This window comes from Helicobacter sp. 11S02596-1 (assembly GCF_002272825.1).
Lineage (GTDB): Bacteria > Campylobacterota > Campylobacteria > Campylobacterales > Helicobacteraceae > Helicobacter_J.
In genome coordinates, this window is the sequence record NZ_MLAM01000013.1 from 24,509 (window position 1) to 45,819 (window position 21,311).

19 protein-coding genes are annotated in these 21,311 nt (G+C 41.8%); 14 read left to right on the plus strand and 5 right to left on the minus strand.

Features of this window, described 5'->3' with window-relative positions; translation table 11 throughout:
• Positions 1-79: 79 nt before the first annotated feature.
• From BJI48_RS07940 to BJI48_RS08005, 14 genes are read left to right on the plus strand one after another with little or no spacing between them, the layout of a single operon-like run.
• Positions 80-1,246 (plus strand): hydrogenase small subunit, encoded by a 1,167-nt coding sequence (locus BJI48_RS07940; protein ID WP_095333775.1) that lies wholly within the window; start codon positions 80-82, stop codon positions 1,244-1,246.
• Positions 1,247-1,258: 12 nt separating this feature from the next.
• A complete protein-coding gene (locus tag BJI48_RS07945; RefSeq protein WP_095333777.1) occupies positions 1,259-2,995 on the plus strand; it encodes a nickel-dependent hydrogenase large subunit in 1,737 nt (578 codons plus the stop codon).
• Between the two features lie 9 nt (positions 2,996-3,004).
• On the plus strand, positions 3,005-3,703 hold the full coding sequence (cybH, locus tag BJI48_RS07950; RefSeq protein WP_095333779.1) for a Ni/Fe-hydrogenase, b-type cytochrome subunit: 699 nt from the start codon (positions 3,005-3,007) through the stop codon (positions 3,701-3,703).
• A gap of 3 nt (positions 3,704-3,706) precedes the next feature.
• Positions 3,707-4,243, plus strand: coding sequence for a HyaD/HybD family hydrogenase maturation endopeptidase (locus tag BJI48_RS07955; RefSeq protein WP_095333781.1), 537 nt, complete (start codon positions 3,707-3,709; stop codon positions 4,241-4,243).
• On the plus strand, positions 4,244-5,959 hold the full coding sequence (locus BJI48_RS07960) for a hypothetical protein (protein WP_095333783.1): 1,716 nt from the start codon (positions 4,244-4,246) through the stop codon (positions 5,957-5,959).
• Between the two features lie 7 nt (positions 5,960-5,966).
• On the plus strand, positions 5,967-7,226 hold the full coding sequence (locus BJI48_RS07965; RefSeq protein ID WP_095333785.1) for an EAL domain-containing protein: 1,260 nt from the start codon (positions 5,967-5,969) through the stop codon (positions 7,224-7,226).
• A 16-nt stretch (positions 7,227-7,242) separates the two neighbouring features.
• Complete coding sequence (gene panD, locus BJI48_RS07970) at positions 7,243-7,608, plus strand: aspartate 1-decarboxylase (RefSeq protein ID WP_095333787.1); 366 nt, start codon at positions 7,243-7,245, stop codon at positions 7,606-7,608.
• 1 nt (position 7,609) lies between these two features.
• The gene (locus tag BJI48_RS07975) at positions 7,610-7,915 is read left to right on the plus strand and encodes a YbaB/EbfC family nucleoid-associated protein (protein WP_095333789.1); all 306 of its coding nucleotides are present in this window, start codon (positions 7,610-7,612) and stop codon (positions 7,913-7,915) included.
• A complete protein-coding gene (locus tag BJI48_RS07980; protein WP_095333791.1) occupies positions 7,912-8,982 on the plus strand; it encodes a PDZ domain-containing protein in 1,071 nt (356 codons plus the stop codon). Before BJI48_RS07975 ends, BJI48_RS07980 begins: the two co-directional genes overlap by 4 nt.
• Before the next feature lie 8 nt (positions 8,983-8,990).
• On the plus strand, positions 8,991-9,854 hold the full coding sequence (locus BJI48_RS07985; protein WP_095333793.1) for a polyprenyl synthetase family protein: 864 nt from the start codon (positions 8,991-8,993) through the stop codon (positions 9,852-9,854).
• On the plus strand, positions 9,851-10,642 hold the full coding sequence (surE, locus tag BJI48_RS07990) for a 5'/3'-nucleotidase SurE (protein WP_095333795.1): 792 nt from the start codon (positions 9,851-9,853) through the stop codon (positions 10,640-10,642). Before BJI48_RS07985 ends, surE begins: the two co-directional genes overlap by 4 nt.
• 46 nt (positions 10,643-10,688) lie before the next feature.
• Positions 10,689-11,330: a hypothetical protein gene (locus BJI48_RS07995; RefSeq protein WP_095333797.1), complete on the plus strand. Its 642-nt coding sequence runs from the start codon at positions 10,689-10,691 to the stop codon at positions 11,328-11,330.
• 23 nt (positions 11,331-11,353) lie between these two features.
• Positions 11,354-12,016, plus strand: coding sequence for a 6-carboxytetrahydropterin synthase (locus BJI48_RS08000; protein ID WP_095333799.1), 663 nt, complete (start codon positions 11,354-11,356; stop codon positions 12,014-12,016).
• The gene (locus BJI48_RS08005) at positions 12,010-12,762 is read left to right on the plus strand and encodes a 7-carboxy-7-deazaguanine synthase QueE (RefSeq protein WP_095333801.1); all 753 of its coding nucleotides are present in this window, start codon (positions 12,010-12,012) and stop codon (positions 12,760-12,762) included. Before BJI48_RS08000 ends, BJI48_RS08005 begins: the two co-directional genes overlap by 7 nt.
• Before the next feature lie 415 nt (positions 12,763-13,177).
• Here BJI48_RS08005 and gpmI read toward each other — a convergent pair whose 3' ends face one another.
• The 5 genes from gpmI to BJI48_RS08025 form a co-directional block, all read right to left on the minus strand.
• Positions 13,178-14,656: a 2,3-bisphosphoglycerate-independent phosphoglycerate mutase gene (gpmI, locus tag BJI48_RS08010; RefSeq protein ID WP_095333803.1), complete on the minus strand. Its 1,479-nt coding sequence runs from the start codon at positions 14,654-14,656 to the stop codon at positions 13,178-13,180.
• 922 nt (positions 14,657-15,578) lie between these two features.
• Positions 15,579-15,866 carry a DUF3240 family protein gene (locus BJI48_RS09340; RefSeq protein WP_143428789.1) on the minus strand — a complete coding sequence of 96 codons (288 nt, stop codon included), beginning with the start codon at positions 15,864-15,866 and terminating at the stop codon, positions 15,579-15,581.
• A 12-nt stretch (positions 15,867-15,878) separates the two neighbouring features.
• Entirely contained in the window at positions 15,879-18,935 is a 3,057-nt protein-coding gene (locus BJI48_RS08015; protein ID WP_143428791.1) for an efflux RND transporter permease subunit, read from the minus strand.
• Positions 18,935-20,008 carry a sodium:proton antiporter gene (locus BJI48_RS08020; RefSeq protein WP_257874442.1) on the minus strand — a complete coding sequence of 358 codons (1,074 nt, stop codon included), beginning with the start codon at positions 20,006-20,008 and terminating at the stop codon, positions 18,935-18,937. The genes BJI48_RS08015 and BJI48_RS08020 overlap by 1 nt, the downstream gene beginning before the upstream one ends.
• Positions 20,008-21,300: a TolC family protein gene (locus tag BJI48_RS08025; RefSeq protein WP_095333805.1), complete on the minus strand. Its 1,293-nt coding sequence runs from the start codon at positions 21,298-21,300 to the stop codon at positions 20,008-20,010. The genes BJI48_RS08020 and BJI48_RS08025 overlap by 1 nt, the downstream gene beginning before the upstream one ends.
• Positions 21,301-21,311: the final 11 nt, after the last annotated feature.

Here is a 21,311-nt window from a genome sequence, read left to right on the forward strand (position 1 = left end):
AAAGTTATAGAGTGTATTTCACAAAATCTTCAAGATTTACAAACAAACAATACTGAAACATATATAGGAGGTTTCAACAATGCAAAATCCAGATAAAAATAATCGTCTGTTTGAACAAATCACCGCTCGCTTAGAGAGACTCTCCAGATTGGAAGCCCACAATGCTGATAAAGACCTTAATACAGAACTTGATAAAAAAGGTATCAACCGCAGGGATTTTATGAAATGGGCAGGGGCAATGACAGCGACGTTGGCACTGCCTGCGAGTTTTGCTCCCTTGACAGCAAAAGCTGCTGAAATCGCCAATAGGATTCCTGTGATTTGGCTACACATGGCAGAATGCACCGGTTGTAGTGAAAGCTTATTGCGGACAGAAGATCCTAGCATTGATAGTGTGATTTTTGATTATATCAATCTGGAATATCACGAGACCATTATGGCAGCTTCAGGTTATCAAGCCGAACAAAACCTCGAAAATGCTATCGCTAAGCACAAAGGCAACTATATCTTGATGGTAGAAGGGGGTATCCCTCAAGGGACAGAATATTTCTTGACAATTGGTGCGAATGGTCGCACCGGTGCAGAAGAGTGTCGCCACGCCGCAGAGGGCGCTGCAGCGATATTTGCCATCGGGACTTGCTCGAGCTTTGGGGGTGTGCAGGCTGCTTATCCCAACCCATCCAATGCCAAACCCTTGAGTAAAATCATCAACAAACCCATCATCAATGTGCCTGGTTGCCCACCGAGTGAAAAAAATATCGTTGGGAATGTGATGTATTTCATTATGTTTGGGACATTGCCTGCTGTGGATGCTTACAATCGCCCTACGTGGGCATATGGTCATCGAATCCACGATCTATGTGAAAGAAGAGGGCATTTTGACGCGGGCGAATTTGTGCAGAGTTTTGGCGATCAAAATGCAGAAAATGGATTTTGCCTCTATAAAGTAGGCTGTAAAGGTCCTTATACGTTTAATAATTGCTCCAAACTCCGTTTCAACTCGCACACCAGCTGGCCTATCCAAGCAGGACACGGCTGTATTGGTTGCTCCGAGCCAAATTTTTGGGATACGATGAGTCCTTTTGAAGAGCCTATTGGCAACCGATTGTTTCACACCTCTTATGATGGGATTGGCGCGGACAAAACCGCCAATACAATCGGAACGGTTATTTTAGCCGCAACGGCTGTGGGTATTGCCGCACACGCTGTAGTTTCAAGCCTCGTAAAAAATAAAGACGAACAATAAGGGAGAAAGAAAATGACAAAACGAATCGTAGTGGATCCAATCACCAGAATAGAGGGACATTTGAGGATTGAAGTCATCGTTGATGAAAATAATGTGATTCAGGATGCGTTTTCTTCTTCGACGCTTTTTAGGGGACTAGAGACTATCATCAAGAATCGTGACCCAAGAGATGCTGGGTTTATTGCCCAGAGGATTTGTGGGGTTTGCACCTATTCTCACTACAAAGCAGGTATCACGGCGGTTGAAAATGCTTTGGGTATCACACCCCCGCTCAATGCGCTATTGGTGAGGAGCTTGATGAATATTGCTTTGTTTTTGCACGATCACGTGGTGCATTTTTATACCCTTCACGGGCTTGATTGGTGTGATATTACCTCCGCACTCAAAGCCGATCCGGCAAAAGCAGCCAAGATCGCTTTTGATTATACGGATTATCCAATATCTGCGGGCGAAGATGAACTCAAAGCCGTGCAAAAACGTGTGAGTGATTTTGTCAAACAAGGGGCTTTGGGGCCGTTTAATAACGGCTATTGGGGGCATAAAACCTATCATTTCTCGCCTGAGCAAAATCTCATCGTGCTTTCGCATTATCTCAAGCTTCTTGAGATTCAAAGAGAAGCAGCGAAAATGACAGCTATTTTTGGGGCAAAGCAACCCCACCCACAGAGCTTGACCGTTGGGGGCGTAACTTCGGTGATGGATATTCTTGATCCCTCAAGGTTGGCAGAATGGAAGTTCAAATTTGAAAAGGTCAAGGATTTTGTTGATCGGGCGTATTATCCTGATCTTGTGATGGCAGGCAAGGTATTTAAAAATGAGCAATCGGTTACAAAAGGTTGCGGTCTTACGAATTTTATTGCTTATGAGGAGATTTTGCTTGCTAAGGATAAAAATCTTTTGAGCACTGGGATTGTTTTGAATGGTGATTTGAGCAAGCTCCATCCGATTGATGAAAATCTCATCAAAGAGGAAGTTACGCATTCGTGGTATGAATATGACAATACCAAAGAAATCCAGTTGCAACCTTATGATGGGCAGACAAATCCCAAATATACTGGCTTTAAAGATGGGCAGAGTTTTGGGCCAGAAGGCAAGCTTATTGATACGAAATTGCTTGATTTGAAAGGAAAATATTCTTGGATAAAATCCCCAAGATACAATGAAATGCCTATGGAAGTAGGACCTTTGGCGTCAGTTGTTGTAGGGCTTGCGGCAAAAAATCCCTATATCACCGAAGTCGCAACGAAGTTTCTCAAAGACACAGGCTTGCCCTTAGAGGCGATTTTTAGCACGCTTGGCAGGACAGCAGCCAGGGGTATTGAAGCCAAAGTGATTGTTGATAATGGCTTAAAAACTCTCGATTCTCTCATAGAAAATCTTAAATCCGATAAACAAACCTGTGCCCCTTATGTCATCGACAAAGATAAAGAGTATAAGGGCAGGTATATCGGGCAAGTGCCACGAGGGATGCTAAGCCATTGGGTGCGGATAAAAAATGGCGTGGTAGAAAACTATCAAGCCGTTGTCCCATCGACGTGGAATGCGGGACCAAGGGATGCTAAAGGGCAAAAAGGTCCTTATGAAATGAGCTTGATCGGCACACAGATTGCAGATATTACCAAACCGCTTGAGATTATCCGCACGATCCATTCCTTTGACCCTTGTATCGCTTGTTCGGTGCATATGATGGATGTAAAAGGCAATGAAATTGGCGAATATAAAGTCGATCCTGCATTCGCAAGAATCTAGGGGGAAAAAATGAAACAAACACTTGTTACAGAAGAAAAAGAATTTCACGCATACAAAGAGTTTTCCGGGCTTACGAGGATATTCCATTGGGTTCGTGCATTTGCGATTTTTGGATTGATTTTTACAGGTTTTTATATCGCTTATCCATTTTTGCAACCCGAACCTAGTTCGCAACCCACAAATTTTTTGCAAGCTTATATTCGGAGCTGGCATTTGTTTTTGGGCTTTGCACTCATTGGTGTGTCGATTTTTAGGGTTTATTTGTTTATTTTTGACAAAGGTTCTCATCCTGAGCGGATTTCGTTTTTTGCTTGCCTATCCCCTAAAATCTGGATAGATCAAATCAAGACTTATTTATTTGTTGGCAAACACCCGCATATTGAGGGCGCTTACAATCCTTTACAATTCGTAACTTATTTTGTTTTGGGTGTATTGGTTTTACTGATTTCTCTTACCGGCGTGGTTTTGTATTACAATGTCTATCACACCGGGCTAGGGGCTGTCCTTGAAGTCTGTTTTAAATGGTTTGAGGTCTTGTGTGGGGGGCTAGCGAATGTCAGACTGATCCATCATATTGTAACGTGGGCGTTTATTATTTTTATCCCTGTGCATATCTATATGGTGGTTTGGAATTCTCTAAAATACCCCAATGGCGGTGCTGATGCGATGATTAGTGGTTTGCGCTACAAAAAAGATCTAAAAGTTTAGCGTTTGAAACTTCTCGTTTTAGGCATTGGAAATATATTGTTTGGAGATGAGGGCATTGGCGTGCATCTTTGCAATCTCTTGAAACTCAACTATGCCTTTGAGGGCGAACACCAGCTCGATTTTGTCGATGGGGGGACGATGGCACAAGTCCTCATCCCTATCATCACATCTTACGATCGGGTTTTGATTCTTGATTGTGTGAGTGTTGAGAAAGCGGAGGTGGGCGAGGTGTATTGTTTTGATTTTGATAATGTCCCTGAGATCATCACTTGGGCAGGTAGCGCTCACGAAGTTGAAATGCTCCAAACACTCAAACTCACCGAGCTTCTAGGCGATCTCCCACCGGTAAAAATCATTGGTATCGTCCCTGAAGTTATCGGCGAAGATACGGCATTTAAGCTTTCTTCTGAGGTCAAAAAAGGCGCGCTTTTGGCAGAAAAATTAGCCCTAGACTATCTAATTTCGCTAGGTATGAAAGTTCGCAAGGTTGATGATAGGGATTTGCAAGATATTGCAGATTTTTCTTTTCGAGGCTATTAGATGGTATTTGAATTTATTTTTTCCACCCAAAAATATTTTAATTCTATCCGTCAATTTGCGTATTTTTTGAAATATCACGCCTCAAAAAAAAATCTCAGTTTTGCTGAGCATTTTTCTGTCAGTAATAACGGCAATTTTTATTCGTTTTATCTGCAAACTACCCCAGAAATCGCCCTTGAATTTGCCCAAACCATCGGGGCGAGACTCCCAATGTCGCTGGATTTTAATTTTGTTGAGCTTAAAGCCCATCAAGACCTTGGATTAAAATGGCAATCTAATTCTAAAATCCCCGCTAGTTTTGATAAATTTCCTGACGCCTCCCAGATGAGCCAGATACTTGATAAAAATTCTGCCGATTTTTGCAACCTCAAAGCTTGGGTGAAAAATATCGCATTTATGGGAAAAACTATTCCAAAAACGAAAATAAACCCCGCTTTTTTGCAAGATATGTTTGAAAAACTCGCCAGTCGCCTTAAAAATCACGAAACATTATGTATCAAGACTTCACGGGGGTTAAAAGAATTTTCTTTTGTCAAAAAGTCGCAAAATATTATGTTCTGGGATCTCTCAAATGTTTTGACCTATACACGCATAGAGACCGCACAATCTCATCTTTTGGCAAGCTATGAAAAACCACGCACCAAGCTTTGCCCTAAGGAAGTTTTTGCCTCTTTGTTGCTTCAAGATGGCGGTGTTGCTTCAAATTTTGAATTTAATGCGCTACTCCCTTATGATCTCATACTCTCAATCTTGGGCTTGTTTGCTTTGGAACTTGATATGGGGTATGTTTTTTTGCAAGATGGTGATAGCGGGGATAAAACCTGTGATTTGAGCTACGATCATTTCCCTATCCCAAAAGAGCGTGAAGTTGTGATGAGTAGGGATGGATTGTGGTTAGATACGAGAATTTCACAACATTCAAAGAGTATTTTTGATGTGATTGCTAAGCATTTTAAAGATAGTAAAATACCCACGTCCGAGTCTCCATCAACACCTCCATCAACACCGAAATCCCCAAAGACCCCGCCAAAAAATCATCAAAAATTGATCGTGTTTTTGAGCAAAAAAAATCCGACGTGTTTTTGGATTAAAGAGGGTTCTTCCTATAAAACTGCCTTGCCGATTCACTTTGAAGCCAATCCCAAGCACATCGTTGCTGCCATAGAAAACCACTACAAAGATGGCAAAAAACTCCTCAAAAACTTCACATCACATTTTGAATTAATTACCCAGCGCCTCAATGCCCTACCAAAAGAATCGATGATGAGTTCAAATATGATGGATATATTTTCGACTGCTGGGTTTATTTTGGGGTATCGTGAAGATTTTTGCTTAGGGAGTGAGGAGATTCTCCATCACGCCAAAAAATTTGTTCGGGACAAAGGGCCTCGCATTGATTTTAAGCTTAGGCGTAAAGATGATGAAAATAATGAAAATGCTGGCTTGGAGCTTGATTTTCCTAAGATTATTCGTTCTTCGATGAGTTTTCGCATTGCCGGATTAGATGAGGCGACATTGAGTTATGGATTTATCGATTCAATGGCAGAGTTTTTGGGGAATTTTGTTCGTGATGTGAGCGTGAATTTTAGTATAAAAAGTGTTTTACTCTGCGGGGATATGCTGGGCGAGAAGATTTTTTTGGATAAAATACTCCATTATCTCCCAAAAAATATAGATCTCACGCTCCCAAAAGAGGGATATATAGACTATAGTTAGGATCATAGTGGATGGCAATGTTTTAGACGTTTCTCAAAGTCGAGAGAACAACATTGATATATTTATCAAAAAAATTTACGGGCATAATGTCGCTAATCTTGCGATGATTGAGATTGATAATTTCAATGGGATCGGCATTGTTTATGGTATCAAAGCCATCTCGCAGATGGTAAGAAATTTTGTTTTGAAAGCTTCGGATTTTTTCCCAAAAAATTATGAGCTTTATACGCTGGGTTTTGGGATTTTTGCCTTGATGACAGACAAATCGGTCTCTTTAAAGACATTTGTCAAAAATATCAATGCGTTTAAAAATCTATTTGTAAAGTATGAATTTACCATCAATCGTAATGTGAAAATATCGCTTTCACTTGATATTGGCATTTCTTCCAAATACTCTGTAGATGGGCGTTCTAAGTATCGGTTTGATGTTTTAAAAGAAGCATTTTGTGCGCTTTTGGATACCAAAAATTCCCACCAGCATTTGATTGTGTTTGACAAAAGCCAATCAAGTCTGAAAAATATCCAAGAAAAAATCAAGATTACCAAGCTTGTCTATCAGGCTTTTGTCGATGATACTCTGATACCTTATTTCCAGCCTATTATCGATCTAAAAACCGGAAAGATTTTTAAATACGAAGCCCTTGCAAGGATTTGCACCCATAATAATGAGCTGATTTATCCCAAAGATTTTTTCAATGTTTTGAAAAATACCATCGTGTATGTCGAGTCCATCAAGCGTTTGATTCAAAAAGCTTTTGATGTTGCTACTCAAAGCAAGATTGGGGTTTCTATCAATCTTAATGTCGAGGATATTGAAGATCCTGAAATCTCTGAATGGCTACTCCAAGAGATTATGCGTAGGGATTTGAGGGATTTGGTAACCATCGAAATCACCGAATATCAAAGGATGAAGGATTTTTTTACGTTAGTAGCATTTTTTGAAGCCATCAAAAAGACTGGGGCAAAAATCGCCATCGATGATTTTGGTCGTGGTTATTCTAATCTTGAAATCGTGTTGCATATCCCGATAGATTTTATCAAGATCGATGGTAGCTTTATCACAGATATTGATAAAGACACTAAAAAAGCCCAGATTGTAGCGGGCATTGTGAATTTTGCAAAGGCTTTAAATATCGCAACGATTGCGGAGTTTGTTAGCACCAGAGAGATTTATAAAAAAGTCAAATCGTTAGGGGTGGATTATGTTCAGGGCTATTTTACAGGCAAACCCATCAATTTGGATCAAAATATGTTAAAATCCCAATAAAACACGGGATATTTTGATGAGATTTGAAATGCTTTATAGCAAGATACATCGTGCTAAAGTTACGGATGCGAATCTAAACTATATCGGTTCGATAACGATTGATTCCTCGCTTGCTCGTGCTGCAGGCTTGCTTGAGGGGATGAAAGTAGAAATCCTTGATGTCAATAATGGTGAGCGTTTTAGCACGTATGTGATTTTGGGACATCCCGATTCTGGGCAGATTTGTCTCAATGGTGCAGCAGCAAGGAAAGTCCAAATTGGCGATACTATCATCATCGTAGCTTATGGGAGCTATGAAAAATCTGAATTACAAGACTACGCCCCCATAGTCGTGATGGTAGATGATAATAACAAGATTTTATCGACAAAAAAAGAGGTGTAAAATGATTGATCCTGAGCAGTTTGGAAGTCTTTTTGGGAATATGCAAAAGGAATTTGCCAATCTTGAGCAAAAGGCAAAAGAAACCACCATTACTGCCAAAAGTGGTGGCGGGCTGGTGAGTGCGAGTATCAATGGCGGGGGCGAGCTTATTGATATTAGCATTGATGATAGTCTGCTCTCTGATAAAGAATCCTTGCAAATCCTCTTGATGAGCGCGATCAATGACGCTTATAAAAGCGTGGAAGAAAACAAAAAATCAATGGCATTCCAAATGCTAGGTGGCTTGGGTTCGTTTGGGGCAAAATGACACATAAAATTTTGCCCGCGATTTTATTGCTTTTTGCGATATTTGCCAATGCTTTTAGCTATGACTTTTCTTACTGCGTCAAATACTATGAACAAGCCTCAAGCCAAATTTCAAATTTTGGCTCAAATCAATCAAAACAGCGTGCTGTCTCTATCAAAACCGCCAAAGGCAATGTGTCGTTGCTTTTTTCAGTCCTCCCCCCAAAGGGCGTAAAAATCCTCAAAGCTGATCCGTTTGTAGGGCTTTATCTCATCGATACACCAAAAGCCCCAAAAATGGCTTACCAAGTCTTAAATATCGATAACTACGCAAGGAAAAAAGAGCTCTCCAGTATCGCTTATAATTCTTCTGCAAAGGGCAAGATTCTAAAATCCCAGACAGGCTTTACTCATTATGCGCAATTTTCTGCGCCTGTGGCTAGAAATGGCGTTGTTGGAAATATTTGTTATCAAATCTATGGGATTGGGGTAGGGGGAAATTATTTTATTGACAAAACCTATCTGGATAGATTTTTGAATCAAAAATCGCCTTATTATGGTGATATTGGCGTGCGAGTGGTCCAAAGAGATGGCTATGTCATCGTGCGTCAAGTCGATCCATTTTTCAAAAAAAATCCATTTTTGCCCGGCGATGTGATTTTGTCTATCAACAACAAGCCTCTGGGGTCGTATGAGGATTTTGAATGGGTGGTGAGTAATTTGCCTTATCAAAAAGAAGCCGAAGTCCTTTTGATAAGGGACAATCAAAAAAAGACGCTCAAAGTCTCTGTAGATAGGCGTTATGGAGGGTTTTTGTTGCCAGATACATTTTTGGAAAGATTTGGGATTTGGCTTGATGAGAGTTTGACTATCAGGCGTATTGATGAAAATCCCCCTGAAAAGCTCGATGTTTTGCAGGTGGGGGATAAGATTGTTTGGATCAACAAAACCAGCGTGATAAAAAAAGGCGATGATTCTCGAGCAAAAGTCAATGATTCTTTGCGGAGCGCTTTGAGCAAGGCGGGTTTGCGCAATGATATGGAAGTCTTGATTATGCGTAATGGGCTGGAATTTTATATCAAATTATGAGGAAAATAATGGATGTGAATTTTTACCATCAAACTTGCGAAGAATTTGAAAAATTTCTCATCGCCTCTAAGCCTAAAATCGGGGGCTTCCACCCGCATTTTGCCCACGCATTTTGGGAGATGATAGAAAATGGTGGCAAACGATTTCGCCCCAAGCTTTTGCTTTCTGTGGTGTGTGCTAGTAACCCCGCTTTGAGCCAGAATGCTTTTTTGCCTGCTTTGGCACTAGAGTGCTTGCATACATATTCGCTTATCCACGATGATTTGCCTGCGATGGATAATGCGAGTTTGCGTAGGGGTCATCCCACGCTCCATCATACGTATGATGAGGTTACAGCCACGCTGGCAGGCGATGCTTTGAATACCTACGCGTTTTATTTGCTAAGCATTGCGCGACTTGATGATGGGGTCAAAATCAAACTCATTAGAGAGCTTGCCGATAAAGGCGGGATTGGCGGGATGATTATCGGGCAAGCGATGGATTGTTTTTTTGAGGGCCAACGTTTAGAAATAGACAAGCTTGAAGAAATCCACCGAAACAAAACCGCCAAGATCATCGCAGTAAGCTTGAAAATGGGGGCGATAATTGCGAATGTTTCTAGCGAGCTTGAGGGTGCTTTGTATGATTTTGGGCTGAAACTAGGGCTTTATTTTCAAATCCGTGATGACATCATCGATGTGACCCAGTCAGAAGAAGAAGCACTCAAAACCACGCAAAATGATGCGGGAAAAAATAGTTATGTCAATCTTTTGGGGCTTGTGGGAGCAAGGGCAAAAAATCAAGAACTTCAAGCGGAGATTTTATCTGATCTGGAGCATTTTGATGGGGGGTTGCGCTCAAATCTCAATGCGTTGCTAAAGGACTATCTATGAAGAAAAAAATACTCCTCACCAATGATGATGGCTATGATTCCAAAGGGCTTCTTGCCCTAAGAGACGCCCTTAGCCCCATCGCTGATATTCTCATCGTCGCCCCATCAAGTGAAAAATCTGCTTGCGGGCACGGGCTGAGCTTGACAAAACCCCTGCGGTTTGTAAAAATCGATGATGATTTTTACAAGCTTGATGATGGCACGCCCGCTGATTGCGTGTATCTTGCTCTCAATGCGCTTTGCAAAGAAGAATTTCGCCCGGATTTGGTGATTTCAGGTATCAATCTAGGCTCAAATATGGGCGAAGACATCACATATTCTGGCACGGCTGCTGGGGCGATGGAGGGCGTGATTCAAGGGATTGCTTCGATTGCGATTTCTCAAGTAATGCGGGATAAAAATTGGAGTGATACATTTGATTTTTCATTAGCCAAGCAAGTTATTGCTGATGTGGTGCAAAAGATTTTTGACGCACGTTTCCCGCTCGGCAAGAGGAAATTTTTGAATATCAATATCCCACAAATCAGCCCTTCTGCGTGCAAGGGATACAAGATTACCCAAAAGGGCTATCGCCTTTATAGCAATGCAGCCCATCTAGGGCGCAATCCCCGCGGGCAGGAGTATTATTGGCTGGGCTTACACCCGCTGGCTTGGGATGAGAGGGAGCATCCTAGCGGTAGGATCTCAGATTTTGCTGCGGTGGCTGATGGGTATGTTTCTATCACGCCCATCACACTGGATATGACAAGCTATGAAGATTTGGAAACTCTGGAATCGTGGCTACAATAATGAAATTGTCGATATACTTTTATAGATTATGTTTTGGAGAATTTTAATGAAATTAAAAATATTTATTTTTATTGCGTTGATAGGGTTATTTTTGGGCTGTGCGAATCGGCTGGATATGGGTTATTATTCGATGATTGAAAAAGATTATATTTTTAATACCAATGCCCCTATCGCTGTGATTTATAATAAAAATGATCTTTTAACGGGTTATTATATTGATTTGATTATTTATGAACTCCAAAGGCACGGATTTTCTAGTGTTTATAAACAGCAGGATTTACCTCTAAAAAATGCAAAAAATGCGATTTTTGTCCGATTGTTTCGCAGTATCCAATCCTACCCTAATGTCAATTTTAGCTATTCGATGATAAGCGATGGCATTACACCGGCGTGTTATTGGTATGGGGATCAGTTTTATTGCACACAAGATGCAAAGCAAACATTTGCTTTGAGTGGTTATTCAGAGAGTTTGAATTATCTCTCAAGTTACCATTTTGTTTTGGATTGGTATGATCTGAATCTAAAAAAGCGTGTTTTATATGTCGATGGGAGTGTCAATGGAAAAACCTGTGGCTATAGTTTTTTGTTCCGCGATCTTATCACCCACACGATTGAGAGGATCGATTTTTCCCGTCCTGAGCGTTACCAATATTATCGTAGCCTCCCTTATTATTGGCCCTGCAATTAAAGCGTAAAAAGAGGATTAAACCAATGGTGATTCGGCGTTTGTTTGGTTTTTGTGCTTCACATATGGTGCGTAATTGCACATCAAAAAGGTGTTCAACAAGTATCCACGGGCATAACTATAAAGTTGAGGTTTTTATCGGGGCGAGGTCGCTAGATCGTGCGGGGATGGTGCTTGATTTTGGGATTTTTAAAAACCAGATTGCAGATTTTATCGATGGGTTCGATCACGCCCATCATTTTTGGGATCAAGAAGACCCTGATTTTATCGATTTTATCCTCAAAAATTCCGCAAGGTATGTGAAACTCTCTGTGAATCCGAGTGCTGAAAATTACGCATTGTTGCTGTTGTTTTTTATCGATAAAATCCTCCAAGCCACTGAATTTAATAACGCTGAGGGTGATATAAATGTTACTTCTGTGCGTGTCCACGAGACCGATCACGGCTATGCAGAGGCTTTTAGGGAGGATTTGGAGAATCCCGATCTGATGGGGCATATCCATTTGGATTCGGTGGTGTTTTCAGAGGAAATTCTCTCCGAATGGAAAGACGCCAAGATGTTTGAAAAGCTAAAAACCTACCATCGAAATATTTGTGAAAATCCCGCAAAATCGCACAAAAATCCTACTGCCAACCACACACTCAAGCCATTTATCAACCCCACACCCCCGCTTCAAATCCAATGCTAGCTGTCTCTGAAATCTTTTATAGTTTGCAGGGCGAGGGGGAATTTATCGGCACACCGAGCGTGTTTCTTAGGCTTGGGGGGTGTAATCTCTCTTGTGCGGGATTTGGTATCAAAAGCCAGCTAGACACAGCCGAATTTTTGGGTTGCGATAGCATTTATGCAGCGAATTTTTCTTATGCTAAGGAATGGGAATCTTTTGCAAACAGCACCACATTGATAGAAAAAATGACATCTTTTTCGCCTGGCAAATTTGATGTGATTATTACTGGCGGGGAGCCGAGCTTGCATTTCAAAAATCCCATTTTGCTTGAGGTTATTGCGTATTTTTTGGAGCGAAATCATCGGGTTTGCGTGGAAAGCAATGCGAGCGTGCCGTTTGGATTTAACGAGCTTTTAAGGCGACTTTATTTTACCTTGAGCGTGAAGCTTAGCAATTCGGGCGAACCGCTCAAAAAACGTATCAAGCCCGAAGTGATTCAAAGCATTATTGATAATGCCCCTCACGTGGTTTTTAAATTTGTCTTGAATGCCAAAATGTGTCAAGATGGGCGGGCTTTGGAGGAAATCAGGGATTTGCTTTCTAAGCTCAAGCTCAAAGGGAATAAAATTTTTTTAATGCCTCAAGGGGTGAATGAAGAAGAATTGAATGAAAATATCCAAGCGATTCTCCCGCTTTGCCTCCGTGAGGGATTTTGTCTTTCTGATAGGCTACATATCCGCATATGGGGGGACAAACGAGGGTTTTAGGTTTTGGAATTTTGGGGCGAGTAAAAATGCAAAATTAAAAAATCTCTGCAACCTTGCCACTCACGCCAATTTGGCAATAAGTGCCGTTTGGAATAAATCCCGCAAACAGGCAATGCTTTAGAGGTCAGGGTTTTGCTCTGCAACGCGGCCTTTGGGTTTGTTTGCAAAATAAACCCAGTCAGAAATAATAAAAACCTTAAAAATAATAAAGACAAGGTTTTTTAGAGTTTGAAACCTTAGAAACTGGGTTGATAACGAAGTGCAACGCACGCCGTTATAACCCAATCCTTTAGGAGCGAAAGCAGGCTTTGCCTGCTGTAGCGGTCTTCAGATTCAGTTTTTTAAAACTGAATCAAGTGAAACACAATAAGTGGAAGCCTTGCTCCTAAAAGTGCGCTTTAGAAAATGTATTATCCTAAAACAATGCCCCATCCATCTCATCAGGTTTTTGCAGACCCAAGAGCTTCAGAGTCGTCGCTGCGATGTTGTTAAGCCCGCCGTCTTTGATCTGGGAGACATTTTTGCCCATCACGAAGCAATAAACATCGCCAACGGTGTGGTTGGTAAGCATATTGCCCGCATCATCTTTCATCTCTTCGCAATTCCCGTGATCGCTCGTGATAATGAGGGCATAATCGAGTTCTTGAGCGCACGCAATGATCTTGCCTAGCTCGGTATCTAGGGCTTCGATAGCTTTTATCGCTGCTTCCATATTCCCGGTATGCCCGACCATATCGCCGTTTGCAAAATTCACCACGATAAAATCTGTCCCCATTTTCATAAATTTTTGCACCGCAGAAGAAACTTCTGGCGCACTCATTTGCGGGCAGAGGTCATAAGTGCTGACTTTGGGGCTGGGGATAAGCACCCTGGTTTCATTGATAAAAGGCTCTTCAATCCCCCCATTGAGAAAAAATGTTACGTGAGCGTATTTTTCGGTTTCAGCGATATGGGCTTGGGTAAGCCCTGCGTTTGAGATGACCTCAGCGAGGGTGTTTTGGATTTTTTCTTTGGGAAAAAGCACGGGGTAAGCGAAATTTTGATCATAGCACGTCATCGTTGCGATATTTAGGCGGATTTGTTTGTCTTTTTTGAAACCATCAAAATCCCCATTCCCAATCGCCTCAATAATTTCTCTGGCACGATCGCTTCTAAAATTTGTAAAAATAAATCCCTCGCCATCACGCATACCTTCATAATCGCCAAAGCTTGCGGGGATGATAAATTCATCAGTGATTTCTTGTGCATAGCTCTCATCGATGTAGGCTTGTGGGGATAGTGGGCTTTTGTTTTTTGCCAAAACTATGCTTTCATAAGCACGCTCGATGCGATCCCAGCGCTTGTCTCTATCCATTGCATAAAATCTCCCAGAAATCGTAGCGATTTTGATATTTGGAGAACAAATCCCCGTGATTTTTTCCAGATAGGTTTGGGCGCTTTTTGGCAGGACATCCCTGCCATCGGTGATGAGATGGAGCCAGACTTTTTTGCCCGCACTTTGGAGAATACAAGCGAGCGCAAGAAAATGATCCAAATGCGAATGCACCCCGCCATCGCTTATTAGCCCGCATAAATGGATGGTGTTAGAAGCGTTGCAGATGGCTTTGAAAGCGGGATTTTCTTGGATGCGATTTTCTTGGATGGCAAGTGAGATTTTAACAAGGTCTTGATATAAAATCCTGCCGGAACCTATGCACATATGCCCGACTTCAGAATTTCCCATTTGCCCATCAGGAAGCCCCACGCTCATCCCATAGGTCTTGATAAATGAATGCGGGATATGGGTAAATAGCCATTCATAAGCAGGTTTTTTTGCTTGATAAAAGGCGTTATACTTGGTTTTAGGACTATATCCTACCCCATCAGTGATGATGAGAAGTGTTTTTTGAGCCATTATTTTTCCTTGAAAATCTTTGGTGGTGTTTGAGATTTTACATTTATGTTTATTGGATTCAGTTTAAAAACTAAATTAAGTAAAACATAATGCAAACCTCATAAAACTTATCTCAAATACACAAAGCAACGCTTTGGGTATGAGAGGAGGAGCGTTAAGCCAAAGCCAACTGCTTGGCTTTGGTAGCTTCGCACGGCGATGCGTTTATGCTCCGATAGGAGCATAGCAGATGCCCATACTTTAGGAGCGTAGCAGAGTTTACCTCTGCGGAGTGGTCTTCAGATTCGATTTATCGAATCAAGTGAAAAATAATGTTTTTTCAATCGCAAAAGAAATTTCACCCGCCCGCCCATTGTTTATCCCTCCCCTAACCCCTCCTTTAACCCACGAAAAGAATAAGCGCCGCTTTTCTTTTCGGCGGAGCATTTAAACGATGGGAGGGGAAGTCGCTTGCTTGTGTCTCCTTGCGAAAAATCGGCGGTCGCACTTCAACGATTGGGCGGGTGGGTCAAGTTTTCCCGATTTTTCACAGCACACAAGCGCGACAAAGGCAAGCAGTTCAAGAATTACTCTCAAACCAAACCCCGACCTTGGTGGATACGATGAAAAAGCGTGGCTAGCTTGGTTTGGAAACGGATAGGATTTAAAAACCTTAGAAATTTATTTCCAACGCACAAGCTCTGCTTGGGCATGAAATGGTTACTTTAGGAACGAAAGCAGGCTTTGCCTGCTGTAGTGGTCTTCAGGTTTGTTTGCAAAATAAACCGAGTAAAAACCTATAAAACTTATCTCCAATACCCAAAGCAACGCTTTGGGTATGAGATGGTTACTTTAGGAGCGTTTGGGGGCTTCGCTCCCAAAAAGCAGTCTTCAGATTCAGTTTTTGTAAAAACTGAATCGAGTAAAAAATAATGAAAACCTTTCACACCAAAGCTTGCGGGGAAGCATAAACAAAAATACGAATGTCGTTTTTACCAAAAAGCCCATAAATCATCTCTGCGACGTTTTTTGCCACATCGCTAGGGACAAATATCTTGAAAACCCCATAATCTTTCCTGCCACTGACCTGTTCTTTTTCACTCAATAACAACGAGGAAGCTGCATATTTGTAACATTCAAAATAATAAAAATCATCAAATCCATCTTCAAATAGCTTGTCAATAATGCCATCTTTTAGCTTGGCATCGGCATAAATCTCAAGCAAAACCATCCACGCCCCTTTTTAAAGTTTGATTTTTTTGGCGACTGCTCTAAACATTGGCGGTAAAAGTAACAATGTCAAAATGCTCGATGTTACCAAACCACCCAAAACCACAATCGCCAAAGGTTTTTGCACCTCAGAACCCACGCCACTAGAAAGCAACATCGGCACCAATCCCAACCCAGCGATAAATGCGGTCATCAGAACGGGTCGCAACCTCCTTTTTGCACCAATCAAAACGCTTTCATCAACGCTTTTTCCCTGCTTGATGAGTTCTTTAAAATACCCCACCATCACCACGCCATTAAGCACAGCAATCCCAAAAAGGGCGATAAAGCCCACGCTTGCAGGCACGGAGATATATTCGCCAGAGAAAAATAGCGAAATCAACCCGCCCGTGATAGCAAAGGGGATATTAAGCAAAATCAACAACGCCAAAGGGATGCTCCTAAACGTAAAAAATAGGATAAAAAATATCACCAAAATGCTGATGGGGATAACCGTTGCCAATCGCGCATTCGCCCGTTGCTGGTTTTCAAACTGCCCCCCATAGGTGATAAAATAATTTGGCGGGAGCTTCACTTCACTAGCAATCTTAGATTTTATCTCATCGACAAACCCGCCCAAATCCCTATCGACTACATTGCTCCTCACCACGCTCATCCGTCGGCTATTTTCCCGAACGATACTCACAGGGCCATCGATTTCATCTAGCTCAGCGATAGAAGTAATAGGAACAGCATAGCCACGATTTGAAGCCATTTCAAGAGCCTTTAGCTTGGTGATATCCGTAGAAATCTCGCTATTTTGGCGAATCATCACTGGCGTGCGGGCAAATCCCGTGGGGATATACGCCACAACCAAGCCCTCTAAAGAAGATTTCATAAACTTAGAAAACTCATCGCTTGTGATACCTACATTTGCCATTGCGTGGCGCTCTGGGATGATATAGAGATAATTCACACCCTCATTGAGTGTCGTAAAAACCTCACTAGAGCCATCAATCCCCCGCAAAATATCAGCAATCTGCAAACTCAAGGCGTTGAGTTTGTCAATATCATCACCAAAAATCTTGATCGCCAAATCGCCCCGAACGCCCGTGAGCATTTCAGATATTCGCATATCAATCGGCTGGGTGAAGATAAAACTAATCCCCTTAAAATCCTCAATCGCAGCTGAAATTTTATCTATGAGCGCTGTTTTGTTTTTGACCTCCCACGTATCTTTGGGCTTAAACGAAATAAACATATCGGTTTGATTGAGCCCACCAAGATCTAATCCCAAATCATCTGAACCTGTCCTGGCGACGATGGTCTTGATTTCAGGGACATTTTCGATAATTTTTTTCTCAATCTTTAAGATCAAATCCTTGGATTGATCCAGAGAAATCGAGGGCGTGGTCTCTACGGTCAAAACCACATCGCCCTCATCAAGCGTGGGCATAAACGCCTTGCCTACAAAAGGAAAGAGCGAAAAACTCAAAACAAGAAAAATCGCTGCGCCAAAAAACATTAGCTTGGAATGCTTCAAAGAAAAATCAAGCATTGGGGTATAGAGGCGATAAAAAAATCTCGTCAAAAACGTTTCTTTATGCTCCTTGACCTTCAGCACTAGCGAACTCACTACCGGGATCACCGTGATGGAAAGCACCAAAGACCCTAGCAAAGCAAAAACAATGCTACTAGCTAATGGACCAAACATCTTGCCTTCTAGCCCCTCTAAAGAAAGGATCGGAACAAAAAATATGATAATGATCACAATCCCGCTGACAACCGATACTGAAATCTCCTTGCACGCACGATAGAGAGCGTGGAGCTTGGTGGTGGTTTTGTTGCTACTGAGCTTTTCAAACGCATTTTCAACGACCACAACCGCAGAATCGACCAATATCCCAATCGCAATTGCAAGCCCGCCTAAACTCATTAGATTCGCACTGATACCCGTAGCTTTCATCAAGATAAATGCCACGGCTAATGCCAAAGGCAAAATCACACTAACCGCCACAGCCGCACGCAAATCACCCAAAAACAAAAATAACGTGATAATAATCAGCACGATCGCTTCAACAAGCGTCTTAGAAACATTATCCACAGCCTTTTGTGTAAGCTCGGAACGATCATAAAATACATTAATATCCACGCCTTTTGGCAACAAGGGCTTGAGTTCAGCGAGTTTTTGCTTGACTTTGATGATCACATCTCTGGAATTGGCACCCTTGAGAGAAAGCACAAGCCCCTCAGTAGTCTCCCCTACGCCATCTTTGGTTACAAAACCCAGCCTTGTGCGGTAGTTTGAAACCACATTGGCAAAATCCCCGATATGGATATAGCCGGTCTTGGTGGGGATGGTGATACTTTTGATTTCATCTTCATTCGTCGTTGCGGTCTGGATTTTTACCAAAAAGGTCTCCCCATCTCTATCTACCCTGCCCGCACCATCATTTTTGAGATTGGCTTTGAGCGCACTTTCAAGATCAGAAATCGAAATCCCAAGCCGTGCCATATCGTTAAAATCAGGAACGACAACAATTGCTTTAGAATGTCCGCCCAAAGAATTTACATCTGCCACCCCTCGTATTGTCCGCAAAGCCGGGCGAATCACAAAATCAAGCAACTGGCGTTTTTCTACCTCAGGCAAATCCCCATCAATAGTGAACATAAACATATCTGAAAGGGGCGTTACAATCGGCGCCATCCCCCCATCAACGCCATCAGGAAGATCGGGGAGAACCATCGAGAGCTTTTCATTCACCATATTTCTTGCCAGATAAATATTGACCTTATCATCAAAATCAATCGTAATATCGGCAACAGCATATTTAGAAGTGCTTCGCAATGACTTTTGCCCCTGCAAGCCCAAAAGCTCCATTTCCAAAGGGCGAACCACACGACTTTCCATCTCCTCAGGCGACATCCCAGGCAGTTTCAAGACGATTTTGACCTGCGTAGAAGAAACATCAGGAAAGGCATCAATGGGGATGGTAATAAAGCTAAATGTCCCAAAAAACAGCAACACAGACGCACAAATAATAACCATAATCCTTTGACGCAGCGAAAATTCAATGATTTTGGCTAACATCACTCACCGCCTATGTTGTTGATAATGCCCTTGAGCCCAATCAACGCCCCAGCAGCGACTTTGTCCCCAATCTTTAAGTCTTTGTCTTTCACGATAAATAAATTATTTCTTTCCTCAATGATCGAAACGGCTTTGGGTAACAAACCATCTTTAGTTTGGATAAACACCAGATAATCTTTGCCATTTTTGATAACAGCATTGCTAGGGATGGCTATCGTTCCTTTTGGTCGGACTCCTTGGATATAAACATCGATCATCTCGCCTACTCGGTAGTCTCCTTGATTGAGTAATGCCGTAGCCAAGATGGTATTAGAAGCTTTATCAAGCACCACAGATATGGATTCAATCACCCCGATTTTTTTGCCCGCTTCATCAAATACATTCGAGCCTTTTTTGATGTAATGCGAGACGCTCACAGGGAGTTTGATACGTGCGAGCAAATCATTGCTTTTGGATATGCGGATATAGGTAGTAAAAGCAGGGATTTTATCGCCGGTATTTTTGGGAGCGACAGACAACACGCCACTATCTCTAGCCACCACACGAAAGCCGTATTTTCCCTTGGGGTGCAAAGGATCAATGCCAAAAATCTTAAATGTCGATTCGATCTGTTTGACTTTAAGCTCCATTTCTTGGCTTGCAAGATAACTGACTTGATATTCACGCTTTGAAATCACACCTGCCCCATAAAGCTCTTTGTCTTTTTTCGTTACATCTTTGGCAACTTTGAGCCTATTTTGGGTGTTTTGAAGTTCAAAATCCAAATTACTCAAATCAATCGAGCTGATTTCACAAATCACCTCACCTTCTTTGACATTCTCTCCCTCACGTTTATAAAGCGCTGTAACAATCGCATCAAAGCTTGAACTCTGCGTAACCGAACTCTTGTTGTCAAAATCAATATACGCATTAAATGGTAATCCCCCGCTAGAGATATTCCCATCAATCGTGATGATCTTGATACCCAAATCATCGAGCTGTTCTTTTGATATTTTGATGGCATCATACCCCCATAAAAATACGGCGAGCGCAACAAAAAGCAACCCGTGTCTTATCGGTGCGATTGGTCTCATTATTTTTCTCCTGTGTTGCTAAAAGCTTGGTTTTCTGAAGTCTGATTTGGCAAACTTTGCCCTAAAGTCTCTTCCAATAAAGCCGTCGTATTGACATAATCAAGCTTGGCATCAGCAAGCGCAATGAGGGCATCCATATACGAATTTTGATAGATCAAATACTCAAACAAACCGATTTTTTGGGCTTCGTAGGCGACTTTTCCCATTTGCATTAAATGCTTTTTGTTCTTGATATTTTCTTTTTGAATCCGAATATATTTTTCTTTGTTTGTAAGCTGGCTCATATAAGAATTTGTCTGTATTCGGATATTACGCTTGATGACCTCACTTTGTGCGAGCGCACCACTTTGAAGCGCCATATATTTTCTTTTGAGATGGGTATTTTTGGGCGTAACAGGCAGGGGGATGGAGACCCGCAAAGAAACATTGGTCGAAGAATTAGCATTTTCCACGCCCGCACCCACTTCTAGGGCGCTAAAGCGATCACGATTGGCAAGCTTGGCATTGGTCTGATAATCTTTGGCTTGCAAATCAATAATGCCAGCATACAAAGAATGATCAAGGATTTTTTTCAATTCCAAATCACCCATATGGACATATTCAAACCCAAGCCCGATCACATTGATACGATGAGCATCATCGAGAAACACGCCAAAATTGGCATTATCAGGATTCATCTCCTCGATAGCTAAGAGGGTATCGAGGGTTTTTTCTAGGCTGATGAGCGTGGATTCGACATTGGTTTTAGCAAGTCTGGATTCTAAATAAGAATTTTTGAAATTGATATAGTCTTTTTTTGACATACTGCCAGCATCGACTTTTTCCTTGGCGATTTTGAGCTGGGAAAGGTAGTTGTTTTCTCTCTGCGTGTAAATATCATATTTTTCTTTGGTGATGACATAATTTAGATAAAGACGCTTCGCAGCGATGAAAACAAGGTTTTTGCTGAGTTCATAGCTTTTTTTGTATTCGGCTGTTTTGATATGGAGGCTTTGATAGAGCATTGTGCTGACCCAAGGCAATTTAGGGACCAACATCAAAAGCGCTGTGGTCTGGGGCTCTAGCCTGCCTTGATTGTTTTTTACCATCGAAACATCGGTCTCAACATAGGGATAATCCCAAGCAATGAGCGATCGTTGATTTTCAAGCAAGCTTTCAAACTCCGCTTTTTTGCCGATGAGTTCGATAGAATTTCTCTCCACAAGCTTGCTAAACTCCTCCAAACTCATATCACGACCCAAGGCACCCACCCAAAATATGCTTAGCAACAAACTTATTTTCAATCCATTCATCAGTGCTCCAA

Excerpts from the sequence above, each read along its gene's own strand:
- BJI48_RS07940 (WP_095333775.1), top strand. The coding sequence starts at position 80 with ATGCAAAATCCAGATAAAAATAATCGTCTGTTTGAACAAATCACCGCT.
- BJI48_RS07945 (WP_095333777.1), top strand. The coding sequence starts at position 1,259 with ATGACAAAACGAATCGTAGTGGATCCAATCACCAGAATAGAGGGACAT.
- cybH (WP_095333779.1), top strand. The coding sequence starts at position 3,005 with ATGAAACAAACACTTGTTACAGAAGAAAAAGAATTTCACGCATACAAA.
- BJI48_RS07960 (WP_095333783.1), top strand. The coding sequence starts at position 4,244 with ATGGTATTTGAATTTATTTTTTCCACCCAAAAATATTTTAATTCTATC.
- panD (WP_095333787.1), top strand. The coding sequence starts at position 7,243 with ATGAGATTTGAAATGCTTTATAGCAAGATACATCGTGCTAAAGTTACG.
- BJI48_RS07975 (WP_095333789.1), top strand. The coding sequence starts at position 7,610 with ATGATTGATCCTGAGCAGTTTGGAAGTCTTTTTGGGAATATGCAAAAG.
- BJI48_RS07980 (WP_095333791.1), top strand. The coding sequence starts at position 7,912 with ATGACACATAAAATTTTGCCCGCGATTTTATTGCTTTTTGCGATATTT.
- BJI48_RS07985 (WP_095333793.1), top strand. The coding sequence starts at position 8,991 with ATGGATGTGAATTTTTACCATCAAACTTGCGAAGAATTTGAAAAATTT.
- surE (WP_095333795.1), top strand. The coding sequence starts at position 9,851 with ATGAAGAAAAAAATACTCCTCACCAATGATGATGGCTATGATTCCAAA.
- BJI48_RS07995 (WP_095333797.1), top strand. The coding sequence starts at position 10,689 with ATGAAATTAAAAATATTTATTTTTATTGCGTTGATAGGGTTATTTTTG.
- BJI48_RS08000 (WP_095333799.1), top strand. The coding sequence starts at position 11,354 with ATGGTGATTCGGCGTTTGTTTGGTTTTTGTGCTTCACATATGGTGCGT.
- BJI48_RS08005 (WP_095333801.1), top strand. The coding sequence starts at position 12,010 with ATGCTAGCTGTCTCTGAAATCTTTTATAGTTTGCAGGGCGAGGGGGAA.
- gpmI (WP_095333803.1), bottom strand. The coding sequence starts at position 14,656 with ATGGCTCAAAAAACACTTCTCATCATCACTGATGGGGTAGGATATAGT.
- BJI48_RS09340 (WP_143428789.1), bottom strand. The coding sequence starts at position 15,866 with ATGGTTTTGCTTGAGATTTATGCCGATGCCAAGCTAAAAGATGGCATT.
- BJI48_RS08015 (WP_143428791.1), bottom strand. The coding sequence starts at position 18,935 with ATGTTAGCCAAAATCATTGAATTTTCGCTGCGTCAAAGGATTATGGTT.
- BJI48_RS08020 (WP_257874442.1), bottom strand. The coding sequence starts at position 20,008 with ATGAGACCAATCGCACCGATAAGACACGGGTTGCTTTTTGTTGCGCTC.
- BJI48_RS08025 (WP_095333805.1), bottom strand. The coding sequence starts at position 21,300 with ATGAATGGATTGAAAATAAGTTTGTTGCTAAGCATATTTTGGGTGGGT.